The 12,378-nt window shown below is 68.5% G+C and carries 11 protein-coding genes; 3 read left to right on the forward strand and 8 right to left on the reverse strand.

The window, feature by feature from the left end:
• Positions 1–16: 16 nt before the first annotated feature.
• The 8 genes from QZ647_RS05695 to QZ647_RS05730 form a co-directional block, all read right to left on the reverse strand.
• The gene (locus QZ647_RS05695) at positions 17–1,045 is read right to left on the reverse strand and encodes a quinone-dependent dihydroorotate dehydrogenase (RefSeq protein ID WP_291271235.1); all 1,029 of its coding nucleotides are present in this window, start codon (positions 1,043–1,045) and stop codon (positions 17–19) included.
• Positions 1,045–1,395 carry a hypothetical protein gene (locus tag QZ647_RS05700; RefSeq protein WP_291271236.1) on the reverse strand — a complete coding sequence of 117 codons (351 nt, stop codon included), beginning with the start codon at positions 1,393–1,395 and terminating at the stop codon, positions 1,045–1,047. Before QZ647_RS05700 ends, QZ647_RS05695 begins: the two co-directional genes overlap by 1 nt.
• Before the next feature lie 7 nt (positions 1,396–1,402).
• On the reverse strand, positions 1,403–2,065 hold the full coding sequence (locus tag QZ647_RS05705; protein WP_291271237.1) for a 3-oxoacid CoA-transferase subunit B: 663 nt from the start codon (positions 2,063–2,065) through the stop codon (positions 1,403–1,405).
• A 48-nt stretch (positions 2,066–2,113) separates the two neighbouring features.
• A complete protein-coding gene (locus QZ647_RS05710; RefSeq protein ID WP_291271238.1) occupies positions 2,114–3,787 on the reverse strand; it encodes a capsule assembly Wzi family protein in 1,674 nt (557 codons plus the stop codon).
• On the reverse strand, positions 3,784–5,571 hold the full coding sequence (locus tag QZ647_RS05715) for a peptidylprolyl isomerase (RefSeq protein WP_291271239.1): 1,788 nt from the start codon (positions 5,569–5,571) through the stop codon (positions 3,784–3,786). Before QZ647_RS05715 ends, QZ647_RS05710 begins: the two co-directional genes overlap by 4 nt.
• Positions 5,568–6,536 carry a hypothetical protein gene (locus QZ647_RS05720; protein ID WP_291271240.1) on the reverse strand — a complete coding sequence of 323 codons (969 nt, stop codon included), beginning with the start codon at positions 6,534–6,536 and terminating at the stop codon, positions 5,568–5,570. The genes QZ647_RS05715 and QZ647_RS05720 overlap by 4 nt, the downstream gene beginning before the upstream one ends.
• A gap of 4 nt (positions 6,537–6,540) precedes the next feature.
• On the reverse strand, positions 6,541–7,584 hold the full coding sequence (gmd, locus tag QZ647_RS05725) for a GDP-mannose 4,6-dehydratase (RefSeq protein ID WP_291271241.1): 1,044 nt from the start codon (positions 7,582–7,584) through the stop codon (positions 6,541–6,543).
• 75 nt (positions 7,585–7,659) lie between these two features.
• Positions 7,660–8,529, reverse strand: a complete 870-nt coding sequence (locus QZ647_RS05730) for an NAD(P)-dependent oxidoreductase (protein ID WP_291271242.1) — start codon at positions 8,527–8,529, stop codon at positions 7,660–7,662.
• Between the two features lie 143 nt (positions 8,530–8,672).
• Here QZ647_RS05730 and QZ647_RS05735 point away from each other — a divergent pair, with 143 nt between their 5' ends.
• The 3 genes from QZ647_RS05735 (at position 8,673) to QZ647_RS05745 (ending at position 12,284) form a co-directional block, all read left to right on the forward strand.
• The gene (locus QZ647_RS05735) at positions 8,673–9,899 is read left to right on the forward strand and encodes a glycosyltransferase family 4 protein (RefSeq protein ID WP_291271243.1); all 1,227 of its coding nucleotides are present in this window, start codon (positions 8,673–8,675) and stop codon (positions 9,897–9,899) included.
• A 15-nt stretch (positions 9,900–9,914) separates the two neighbouring features.
• Positions 9,915–11,045 carry a chorismate synthase gene (aroC, locus tag QZ647_RS05740; RefSeq protein WP_291271244.1) on the forward strand — a complete coding sequence of 377 codons (1,131 nt, stop codon included), beginning with the start codon at positions 9,915–9,917 and terminating at the stop codon, positions 11,043–11,045.
• Positions 11,046–11,120: 75 nt separating this feature from the next.
• Positions 11,121–12,284, forward strand: a complete 1,164-nt coding sequence (locus tag QZ647_RS05745; RefSeq protein ID WP_291271245.1) for an NAD(P)-binding domain-containing protein — start codon at positions 11,121–11,123, stop codon at positions 12,282–12,284.
• Positions 12,285–12,378: the final 94 nt, after the last annotated feature.

The raw sequence follows: 12,378 nt of genomic DNA on the forward strand, positions 1-12,378 counted from the left end.
GCCCTCCGAGCCCCGCTCAGGTTCTGGGCGATCCCAACCCCTCATGGATCTGCGAGATGAGCCGGGGACCTTCAAAAATCAGGGCGCTGTAGATCTGAGCCAGGGCAGCCCCGTCATCCAGAGCCCCCTGCACATCTTCGGCCGAACCCAGGCCGCCGCAGGCCACCAGGGGCAGGCGGCCCCCGAGGGCATCCAGGATGCGGCGCCGGACCTTCCGGGCCTTGGCTTTGAGGGGCGCTCCGCTGAGGCCGCCGGCCCCCTTGGCCTCAACGAGGGCCCGCAGGGGCTCTGGCACGACGCCCCGGTCCAGGGTGGTGTTGGTGGCGATGAGTCCGGAGATGCCTGAGGTCACAGCCACTTCGACGATGGCATCCAGGTCCTCGGGAGCCAGATCCGGCGCGAGCTTGAGCAGGAGCGGCTGGCGCTCGAGGCCCATCTCCTTCCGCAGCCGGAGCATCCCTTCCAGCAGGGGCTTCAGGGCCTCGGGGGCCTGGAGGTTCCGGAGGCCCGGTGTGTTGGGGCTGCTCACATTGAGGGCGGTGTAGTCCACCTGCGGCGCGATGAGGCGATAGGCGGCGCGGTAGTCGTCCAGGGCCAGCGCCTCGGGCGTCTCTTTGTTCTTACCGAGGTTGCCCCCCACGATGAGCCCCGCTGGACGCCGGCGTAGGCGGGCGCTCACCACCTCGGCGCCCTCGCTGTTGAAGCCCATGCGGTTGAGGATCAATCCCGCCTCGGGGAAGCGGAACAGGCGGGGCCTGGAGTTTCCGGGCTGGGGTCGGGGCGTGACCGTGCCGATCTCCACATGGCCGAAGCCCATGGCTTTCCAGAGGGGGAGGAGGGTGGCGCCCTTGTCGAGCCCCGCGGCGAGGCCCAGGGGCGAGGGGAAGTCCAGGCCGAAGGCGGGGCGTCGCAGGGCGGGAGCATGCGCCGGCTCCGGCAGGCGGGGCCAGGCGCAGACGCGCTCCCCCAGCCAGAAGGCGAGGTTGTGGGCAGTTTCAGGATCGAGGCGGAAGATCAGTGGGCGCAGGGCGCCGTACAGATCCATCAGTTCACCGTCACCGTGGCGGTGGCCGTGAGCTCCGGGAAGTCCTCGCGCGTGACCCGCACATGGAAGGTGCCGGGCGTGGCGGGGGCGGTGTAGTGGCCCGCGGCCGTGATGGTGCCGCCTTCGGGTTCCACCACCGTCCAGGCCACGGGTTGCCGGAGGGGGCGCTGACCTTCGGGGTAGTTGACCTCTGCCTGGAAGATCTGGGTGGCTCCCTTGGCGAGGCTGATGGCGACGGGGCGCAGGCTGATGGATGGCTTGAAGGGCTCGGCGGGCACGGTGGTTCCCGGGGCATTGCAGGCGAAGGCCAGCAGGAGGGAGAGGACGGGGGGGAGGGCGCGGATCAGCATGGGAACCTCAGAGGCCAGTCATTTCGGTGACGCGGTCCATCACCAGCGGAGGTTCGGTCCGGGCCTGGACTTCCTCGCGAGTGACGCCGGGGGCGGTCTCCACCAGCCGCAGCCCCTCGCGGCCCGGCACCACATCGATGACGGCCAGATCGGTGATGATGCGGTGCACGCAGCGCTGTCCGGTGAGGGGCAGGTTGCACTTGCGGAGGATCTTGAACTCGCCGTCCTTGTTGGTGTGCTCCATGACCACGACCACGCGTTTCGCGGCGGCGACAAGGTCCATCGCACCCCCCATCCCCTTCACCATCTTTCCCGGGATCATCCAGTTGGCGAGGTTGCCCTCCATATCCACCTGCATGGCGCCCAGGATGCTGAGGTCGATCTTGCCGCCCCGGATCATGGCGAAGCTGTCAGCGCTGCTGAAGAAGCTGGCGCCCGGTGCCGCCGTCACAGTCTGCTTGCCCGCATTGATGAGATCCGCATCGACCTCGTCGGGAACCGGGAAGGGGCCGATGCCCAGGAGGCCGTTCTCGCTCTGGAGGACGACCTCCATGCCCGGGGGGATCACGCTGGCGATGAGGGTGGGGATGCCGATACCCAGGTTCACATAGTAGCCATCACGGAGTTCCTGCGCCGCGCGGCGGACGAGTTGATCGCGGGACAACGCCATTCGGACCTCGAGGTGGAGCCATCAGGATACCGCAGGCCGGAGCGGGTCTCAGAAGACCCGGAACGACTGGAAGACGCTGAAGGCCCAGCCCCAGCGGGGTGAGGCCCCGGCGACGAACTGGAGGTTGCGGTCGCGCTCGGAGGAGATGGAGGCCCCCACGCGGCCGTTGGGGGTGCGCCACTGCGCGTCCGCCTGCAGGAACCAGAAGCGGTCCAGCTCGGGGGTCTGGCCAGGGTGGGCGGCCGTCCAGAGGGCCAGGTTGTCCCGGAAGGCCCGGATCCCGCTCACGACCTTGAGGCGGCCCTTGCCTTCCCAGATCAGCGGAAAGCCCAGATCCACGGTGCGGGTGATGGCATCGCCGCCAAAGGGCAGGCCGAGGGAGTCCCCGTACCGGGAATAACCGGCCAGATAGGTGCTGTGGGAGTAGACCCGGTAGCCATTCCCATCGGCGGGGATGTTCACGGTGTCGGCGTATTCGAGGCCCAGGTCCCAGCGTTCCCAGACCAGCTGAAGCCCGAGCATGTCATTGGCGTGTTCGAGGGTGGGCACCGCTTCACGGGTGCCCCGTCCCCAGATGCTGTCCATGTAGTCGCCGCCCCGGACCCGGCCGCGCTTGATGAGCTCCCAGTCCTTGCTGAGGTCCCGGCGGATGGCCGCGCCCGGGTGCCGCAGGAAGTCCTTCCACTGCCAGTTGACATTCTTCGACCCGCGGCTCAGGTAGACGGAGGCGCCCTTGGCGCCCATGTAGTCCGCCAGCGCGGGAATCCGCACCCGGGCCTCGGCCATGGCGTGGCCCATGGAGATCTGCTTGAAGCCGCTGAGGTCGAAATGCCCCTGGCCACCGCTGGCCTCGCTGCGACCGATGTTCTCGGCGCCGAAGAAGCCCAGCAGGTAGTCATCCCAGGTGTAACCCCGCTGGCGATTGCGGCCCGAAGGGTCCACCCCGCCCCACATGGAAGTCCCGGCGAGATTCAGCTCCACATGGGGACCGAAACGCCCCGTGAACCTCGCACCGGACAAGTCCGGCCGGCGGATGTCGCCGGCGGACGCCTTGGCGGAGAGCTGTGTCTGCCGGTTGCTCATCCACTCCGGGATGTCGCGGTTCCATTCCAGGCGCCCGTAGAAGAATTCCGCGGACCAGCGGCCGAGGGGGATGCTCCACAGATGCAAGGCCGCTTCGGGTGTGGATACGGAGGCGCGCGGGAAGGGGCGGGCCGAGTCGCCCATGAGATAGCCGCCGTTGAGCCCGAAACCCCACTGGAAGGGATTCTGCTCCAGGGCGAAGCGCCAGCCGCCCTGGGTCTGGTAGGCGAGGGTGCCGCGCTGCAAGATGCCCCGGGTGATCGCGCCATCGCGGAAGGTCACGGCGGTGGCGGATAGGGACCAGCCGCCCCGGAAATACTTCCCCTGGAGGCCGGCGCCCCAGCCTTGCATCCCGTGGCCAAAACCCTCGCCGCCGATGAGCGGTGCGTAGAGGCCTTCGGACCCTGCTGCGCCCAGGCCCACCTCTAGAGAGGGAACGCGGAATGGAGGGGGCACCGGCTCGCCCACCGTCCAGGCGAGCCGCGCCTGACGGAGGTCTTCGGCACCGTCTTGGAGCACGGGCGCCTGGGCCAGGGTGGGCGAGGCGACGAGACCCAGAAGGGCGGCGGCGCGGAAGGTGGTGCGGGACTCAAACAGGATGGACTCCAGGGTCGGAAAGGGTGTCAAGGCGGGACTCATGGCTCGAGGACGGTCATGGACAGGATCTTCGCGCCCAGCTCCAGGTCATCGAGGATCTTCAGGGCCCGGTCGGGATCCTCCACCTCGCCGAGGCGCGTGTACCGGCCCGTGAGGTGCGGCGTGGCATTGGTGGTGATGAAGAACTGGCTGCCCCCGGTATCCTTCCCGGACAGGGCCATGCCCACGCTACCGGGACCGTACCAGGCGAGCGAGTTTTCGCAGCGCACCGTATGACCGGGTCCGCCATCCATGGTGTCGACGGGGCTACCCATCTGCACGACGAAGTCCGGCACCACGCGGGGCACCAGGCGGCCGTTGAAATAGCCCTTCCGGGCCAGCAGCACCAGGTTGGCAATGTTCATGGGCGCCACCCGGGGGTCGAATCGGAGTGTCAAGCGACGCCTTCCGCTGAGGGAGAGGCGAAGGCGGACGGGCTTTCCCCGTTCGGCAAGGCGAATGGCTTCGTCCTGGATGGCGCGGTCGGCCGCGGTGGGGCTCGGCGCGCCCGGCCACGGCGTTCGCGGATCCAGCTTCAGCAGGGCCTGGTAGGCCTCCCAGCGGCAGGTCCAGTTGGGGTGCTGGAGCCAGGGCTGAAGCTGCGCCTTCTGATCCTCCGGCGCCATCTTCCAGCGGGCGTAGCTGTGGATGAGGGTCTGCTGGGTCTCGAACTGGTCATCGCGCCAGGTGCGTCGAGTGAGGGCCGCGAGGTCTTCGGGGGGGGTGGGGAGATCCTCGATGGCCGCGGCACGGGGGATGGCTTCGGGTCCCTCCAGCAGCTGGGCCCGGACCCGGTCCGCCTGCTGGGGATCCTGTCGCCGGAGAGCTGGAAGCAAGACACCCAGCAACAGCGGGTTGGAGGCGCCGAGAGGCAGAACTTTGGCCAGCGCCGGGTGAAGGCCGGGAAGGGGGACCTCCGCCTTGGCCAGCGCCTGGAATCCATACCACAGGGCCAATGGATGGGCCGAGCAGGGCCAGGGTGCGCCGCTGACCTGGAAGGCTTCGGTTGGGGCGGGGCTGGGAATGCCTTCGGCCAGCCGGGACAGGATGCCCACGCAGCTGCGGTCCAGGACCTCTTGGCTGGGCTGGATGAGGCCCAGCCTTGGCCAGGCCGGGGCCTGAGGCGAGAAGGTGGAGAAAGCACTCAGCGCCAAGTCCCGGCGCTGGGACCAGGGTGCCCGGTTCCAGGCATCCATCAGGGCCAGGAGGCTTCCGGGCGTGGCTTTCACCGGGGGGAGCAGTCCGGCTTCCTTCCCGGCCATCATCAGCCGCAGACGAGCGGCCTGGGTCCGCACGGGATCGACCTTGCCCGCCTTCCGCATGGCATCGAGGAAGGCCAGGAGTTCGGGGGAGGGTTCCGAGCCATTCAGGCGTGCCGTAGCGATGGCGGCTTCGAGGTGCAGGTGCCTCGGCCAGGTCCGGGCCTCGGTGGGGGAGATGCCCGCCAGAGCCATCAGGGCCTTCGGGCTCTTCAGGCGATTCAGGAAGAAGAGTGCCGTGAACCGCTGCTGGGGTGTCCGGGCGGCGGCAGCCTTGGCCTCCCAGACGCCGAGCGTGGGCTTGTCCAGCTCTGGGGGCAGCAGGGTGGGTCCGCCGGGTGCGCCGATGCGCTGCAGGGTCCGCTCGAGCCGGGCGCGGTCCGCCGGGGGCAGAGCCTTCACCTGTGCCTCGGTGAACGGCAGGGGCTGGCGCATCCACTCGGCCTGGATGGCGTCACGCACGGTGAACCGCGGAGCCTGGGCGAGCAGGGAGACTGATAGGAGCAGGATCGGGGCCGGGGAGCTCATCGGGACCGCAGATCTCGCAAAGGGAGGGTCTGGCCGGATTCCAGGTCCACCACGGGCAGATGGGCGATGGCTTCCAGCCGGGCAGGTCCGGCCAACCGGTTCATGTGGCCCTGGGTGTCGCGGGATTCCCGGAACCGGCTGTCCATGAAGCCCGCTTCGGGTGACACGACCAGGAAGGGATCCGACAGATCCTTGCGGACGAAGTAGGCGTTGTTGCCGGCTTCGTTGCAGCCCACGAACGCGTATCCCTTCTCTTCGGCGAGCTGGCAGAGCGCGCGGAGGGAGGCTCCGAAATAAAGGTAGGAGTGGTGGGCCTGACGGCGGTCGAAGGCCGGCGAGTAGGGGACGGTGACCGCCCGGTCCGGCCCGAACACCGCGTTGTACTCGGCGACGACGATCTGGGGCTGGATGCAGGTGATGGCTTTCCATACCCAGTAGTCGTTGCCGTCGATGTCGACGCTCAGAAGTCCGATCTCCCCGGAAAAGCCGGCTCCGAGAATCAGGTCGTTGATGTTCTCGGCAGTGATGAAGGCGCTGCGCACCTGGAGGTCGTACAGCATCGGAAGGCCCTGGGCCGCCACCACGGCATCCAGGTCGGGCCGGCCATCCAGGATCAACCCCCGCCACTGGCTGTGGGCCAGAAGGAAGCGGGTGTTGGCCTCGGTGTAGTCCTCCACGCCGAACTCCACGAAGGTCGGAATGACAGGGAGGTGGGCGATGAGGTACTGGATGATGCCGTCATCCCCGAACTGGGAATAGACCTTGAACTCCGTCTCCGAAAGCGGCGTTCGGGGCGGCAGGGCGGCCACGCGCCGCGCCTCGGTCCCACCGGCCAGTTCCAGGGTGGCGGCCACTTGGCGGCGAAGGGCGACCATCTCGGCCTTGATGTAGTGGATCCTGCGTTTGTGGCGGCTGGACCCGAAGCGGCTCAGGCGCTGGAAAAAACCTTTGAATCCTCCGCCCATGGGATCAGCGGTAGCCGGCGCGGGGCGCCTCGGCGTGGCCGGCGTCGCGGAGCACCAGCTCCTTCTGGGCCAGCCGGAGGTCCGAGTCCACCATCATGGCCGCGAGGGTCCGGATGTCCGTCTTCGGCTCCCAGCCCAGGAGCTTTCGGGATTTGCCGGGGTCACCTTCGAGGTGGTCCACCTCGGCGGGGCGGAAGTAGCGGGGGTCGATCTCCACATGCTTCTGCCAGTCCAGGTCAAGGCGGCCGAAGGTGAGCCCCAGGAAATCGCGGATGCTGATGCTCTCGCCGGTGGCCACGACATAGTCATCGGGCTGGTCCTGCTGCAGCATGCGCCACATGGCTTCCACATAGTCGCCCGCGAAGCCCCAGTCGCGCTTGGCGTCGAGGTTGCCCAGGAACAGCTTGTCCTGCAGACCCACCTTGATGCGCGTGGCGGCCCGCGTGATCTTGCGGGTCACGAAGGTCTCGCCGCGGCGGGGGCTTTCGTGGTTGAAGAGGATGCCGTTGCAGGCGAAGAGGCCGTAGCTCTCCCGGTGGTTGATCACCTGGTAGTGGGCGTAGACCTTGGCGCAGGCGTAGGGGCTGCGGGGCTCGAAGCGGGTGCCCTCGTGCTGGCGGGGCTTGGCGCTGCCGAACATCTCGGAACTGCCGGCCTGGTAGAAGCGGATCTTCTTGCCGCTGTGCTTCATGTAGCTGCGGATGGCCTCCAGCAGGCGGATGACGCCCACGCCCACCACATCCACGGTGTATTCGGGCTGGTCGAAGCTCACGCGCACATGGCTCTGGGCGCCCAGGTTGTAGACCTCGTCGGGCTGGACATCATCAAGCACATTCCTCAGGGCCCCGGCGTCCGACAGGTCGCCGTAGTGCAGATGGAAGCTGGGATTCGGTGCCTCACCCACATGCAAATGGTCGATGCGGTCCGTGTTGAAGAGGCTGGCCCGGCGCACGATGCCGTGGACCTGGTAGCCCTTGGCCAGCAGAAGCTCGGCCAGGTAGCTCCCGTCCTGGCCGGTCACGCCCGTGATGAGTGCGATTTTCTGCATGGGTTCCTCGGATCGAATGGAAACCTTCACTTTACCGGCCAGGCGGGGTGTAAGGAAGGGCACGCCGGGGCCGCTTCACCGGGCGGCGGCGATGGCTTCGGCGGTGTCCAGCAGGCTGCGGGAAGGGGCCCATCCCGTCGCCGCCATGAGGTGGGAAGGGTCACCCACCATGGATTCCACGGCCGGGTCGGCGAACACGATCGGGTACTCCCGGCCACAGGCCAGGAGCAAGGCGCGGACCAGCTCGGACACCCGGGTGGCGCGTCCTGAACAGAGGTTCCAGATGGACCCACTGGGTGCATCGACTTCCAGGAGCCGCAGGTAGGCGTCCATGGCGTCCCGCCAGTCGAGGAAGTCGCGGATGTCATCCCGGCCCCGCATCTGGATGGGGTCCTCGCCGCCCCGGATGCGCTCCATCAACTCCGGCACGAGCAGGCCGGCGGCCATGCCGGGGCCGACCTGATTGAAGGGGCGCACGATGAACACCTTCAGGGTCCGCTGGTGGCTCAAGGCCCAGGTTTCCCCCAGGTGCTTGGAGAGGGCGTAGGGATGGACGGCTCCGAGGGGATCTGTCTCCTGGATCCGATGGGAGGCCGGAGCATAGACGAAGGCGCTGGAGGTGAAGATGGCCCGGCATCCGGGCGCCACTTCCGCCAAGTGATCGAAGACCCGGGCCGTCATGCGGAGGTTGGCCATGACCAAATCCTGGGTCCACGCCATGCCGGGAACCGAATAGGCCGCAAGGTGAAAGGCCGCGTCCCAGGGGTGACCGGCGGGACGGGGCAGGTCCTCCTCTCCGAGCAGGTCCACGGCGTGGGATCGCAACCGCGGACCTTCGTCACCCATGGCCCGATCCCAGATGTCGACCTCGTGGCCCGCTTCCAGGAGCCGGGCCACCAGGGCCCTGCCGATGAAACCGGAACCTCCTACCACCAGGACTTTCATGCATTTTCTCCAGTGTTCATCGGGTGGCGGCTCCACCTTCGCCGGGGTCGGCCTTGGGCATCGCCAGGCGAGGCTTCGCGAAATGCTAGCATCTAGCCTTTCCCGGGCAGAGCGGTGTGGGCGCGGTATGTGGAGGGGACCTGATGCGCCTTGGCATCTTTCATCCAGCTTTCGAGGCCGTGGGCGGCGCGGAACTCCTGGTGGCGGCGCAGGCGCAGCATTTCCGGGCCCAGGGGGCCGGTCCGGAGATCGTGACCCTCGGGTTCGATGAGGTCCGCTGGTCCGAACGGCTGGCCGGGATCCCCGTGCGCACGGTGCTGAAGCGGCACTGGTCCGATCCCCTGTTCGGCCTGGGTCGCCTGGCCAAGCTCCGGCGGCGCGGGCTCCGCGCCGCCGAGGCGTTGAAGCCGTACGACCTGGTGATCGCCCACAACTTCCCGGCCAGCGCCATGCTCGGGGCCGCCCCCATCCGGGGCCGCAAGGTCTGGCAGTGCAATGAACCGCCGCGGAGCATCCACATGAGGAATGCGAACCCAGCTTTGACGGCGCGCCTGGCCGCCACCCTCGGCGCAGGTCCGGAGGAGGCCACCCGCGCCTTTTCACTCGCCCTCGCGGGCCACGACCAGGGGATGAGGCGCAACACGAGCCTCAGGGCCCGCCACACCTACGATCTGGAAGTCACCCGGGGGCTCGACCTCATCTACGCCATCAGCGAGTTCAGCCGGGACAATGCGCGGCGGATCTATGGCCGCTGCCGGGATGAGGTGATCTATCCCATCGTGCGCTTCCCCGAAGGGGGGCGGAACCGCAGCGGACTGGAGCGGTCCGTGCGGCGGGTGCTGGTCCACTCGCGGCTCGAGGTGCTGAAGAACATCGATACGGTCCTCCGCGGCTTCCAGCAGTTCCAGGCGGCGAGTCCCGTGCCCTGCGAACTCCATGTGGTGGGGACGGGGCCGTTCAGGGCGCGCCTGGAAGCCCTGGCCGCGGACCTCTGCCCTGCGGGCTCCATCCGCTTCCACGGCTATCTCCCCGACGAGGAACTCCTCCGGGTCTACGAGGCCTGTGATGTCTTCGCCCTGCTGACACTCGACGAACCGTTCGGCATGGTCTACCCGGAAGCGGCGGCCAAGGGCCTGCTCCTGGTGGGGCCGGACCACGGCGGTCCTCTGGAGATCCTGGATGGTGGCCGCCTCGGATGGGCGGTGGACGCCTTCTCGCCCGAAGCGTTGGCCGGGGCCCTCCATGAGGTATGGAGCCTGGATGACGCGGAGGTGGACCGTCGCCGGGCCGTGGCGGATCGGGCCTGCCGCAGCCGGTACGGTGTCGACACGGTGGGCCCCCAGTTGATGGCGCTGCTGCAGGAAGCCTGAAGGTAGACTGGTTCGATGCTCTTCGACTCCCCCTCCACCTTCGGCCGGGCCTTCCGCATCCTCACTTTCGGGGAGAGCCACGGGGCCGCGGTCGGCGTGGTGATGGACGGGGTGAAGCCCGGGTTGCCCTTCGATGTGGAGGCCATCCAGAGGGAGCTGGACCGGCGCAGGCCCGGCCAGTCGGATCTGGTGACGCCCCGGAGCGAGGCGGACCGGGTGCAGGTGTTGAGCGGCGTGTTCGAAGGACGGACCACCGGCCACCCCATCGCGCTGGCGGTGTTCAACGAGAACCAGAAGAGCAGCGATTACAAGGTCATTGCAGACCTCTTCCGGCCGGGTCACGCGGACCTCACCTACGATCGCAAGTACGGCCTCCGCGATCCGCGAGGCGGCGGGCGGAGCAGTGGCCGCGAGACCCTGGCCCGAGTGGCCGCGGGAGCCTGGGCCAAACAGCAGCTGGCGGCGCTGGGCGTGACGGTGCGCGGCTTCAACCGGGAGATAGCTGGGATCGGCGGAGCGGCCGTGGACTGGGATTTCGTGGAATCCAATCCGCTTCGGGTGGCGGATGCTGGGGCCTTTCCCTCCCAGCGGGCCGCCGTGGAGGCCGCCCGGGCGGAGGGCGACAGCGTGGGGGGCGTGTGCGAGGTCTGGATCGAGGGGCTGCCGGTCGGCCTCGGGGACCCGGCCTTCGGCAAGCTGGATGGCCTGTTGGCCCTGGCCTGCATGTCCATCGGGGCCGTGAAGGGCGTGGAATTGGGCGCGGGCTTCGAGGGCGCCCGGCGGCGGGGCAGCGAGAACAATGATCCCCTGGGCCCCGGGGGCCCCCTGAAGAACGATGCTGGCGGCACCCTGGGCGGCATCAGCACAGGCGCCCCCGTGGTAGTACGGCTGGCAGTGAAGCCCACCAGTTCCATCTCCAAGATCCAGAAAACCATCGACCGCGCCGGCCACCCGGCGGACATCTCCACGAAGGGGCGTCATGATCCCTGCATCGCGCCCCGCATCGTGCCGGTGGCGGAGGCCATGTGCGCCCTGGTGATCTACGACGCCTGGCTGACGCAGCAGTCGCTCCGCGAGGGATCCGTGGCCGCCCTCGGCGAATGGGACTGGGCCGCGGTGGACGCGCTTCTGGCGCGTCCGTTGTGATGATGGCCACTTTTGAAAGGGTGTGACGAAGCGATGACGGAGCCCCGTTCGCCTGAATTGATCATGGGGTCCGATATGGAACCCGTGCTGATCAGCTTCCACGCTCCCATCCACGATCTGGACGTGGTGGCGCAGCATGTGGTCCGGGACGGCGTGCCGGCCCGGCTCCGGGAATGGCAGAAGCAGACCGGCGCCCGTGAGCTGGTCTATCTGGCCACCTGCCAGCGGGTGCTGTGGCTGGTCTGGGGCGGGAATCCCGCGGCCCTGGATCCGGGGCCCGGGGTGCGGCGCTACGAGGGTGAGCAGGCATGGGTCCACCTGCTGGCGATGTCGGCTGGGCTGGAGTCCGCCAACCTCGGCGACCGTGAAATCCCCGGCCAGATGAAGGATTCCCTTGAGCAGGCGCGCCAGGTGGGCGTGGCCGGTGAAGAGGCTCACGCCGTGTTCGAGGATGTGATCCGCGAAGGTCAGCGCCTCCGGTCCCGCCTGGGCCTGGCGGACGGCAATGTCAGCGTCGCCACTGTGGCTCTGAAGCATCTCTGCGAGGGCCTCCCCGCAGGGGCCTCCATCGCCTTGGTCGGCGTGGGCCCCATGACGCAGTACCTCGCCCAGCGCCTGCCGGAGCGGGGATTCAAGGTCGTCGTGGCCAACCGGACTCGGAGCAAAGCCCATGAACTGGCGGAGCCCCTGGGCCTGCCCGTTGTGGAGCTGGCCCAGCTCCAGCGGGATCCCCTGGGCTTCGACGCCATCGTCAGCGCCACGGCCGCCCCTGAACCGATCTTCACCCTGGATGCCTGGCAGACCCTCAAGCGCCCGATCCTGCGCATCCTCGACCTGGCCCTGCCGCCGGACTCTGAACCGGGCCTGGAGCAGCTGCCCTGGGTCCATCGGGTGGATCTCTCGGCCTTCCTCGCGCAGACCACCACGGCGCGAGCCCAGCGGGCGGAGGCCGCCCTCAAGGCGGAATCCTTCCTCGTGGGCGCCGCGGGCCGCCTGCGACACCGGGCCCACGGGCGGGCCCACAAACGGCACCTGGCTTCGGCCCAGGAGCGCCTGGATTCGGCCTGGGGCGCCCTGGAGGCCGAGGTGAAGGCGCTCGAGGACTCCATGCAGGGGCTCGACGAAGCCCAGCGCGAAGCCCTCAAGGAGATCCTGTCCCGGGGCCGCACCCTCGCGTTCCGCGCCCTGATCCAGACCCAACCGAAGCCCACTGCAGACGGAGAGGCGGTCAAGCCATGAGAACGGAGCAGGAGCGAAGTTCCACCTTCGCAAAGCCGAAGCCCGAAGGGTGCGGCACAGGGAGGCTCCGCCTCGGCGAGTGGAACGAGCCGGA

This window comes from Geothrix sp., from assembly GCF_020622065.1.
GTDB lineage: Bacteria > Acidobacteriota > Holophagae > Holophagales > Holophagaceae > Geothrix.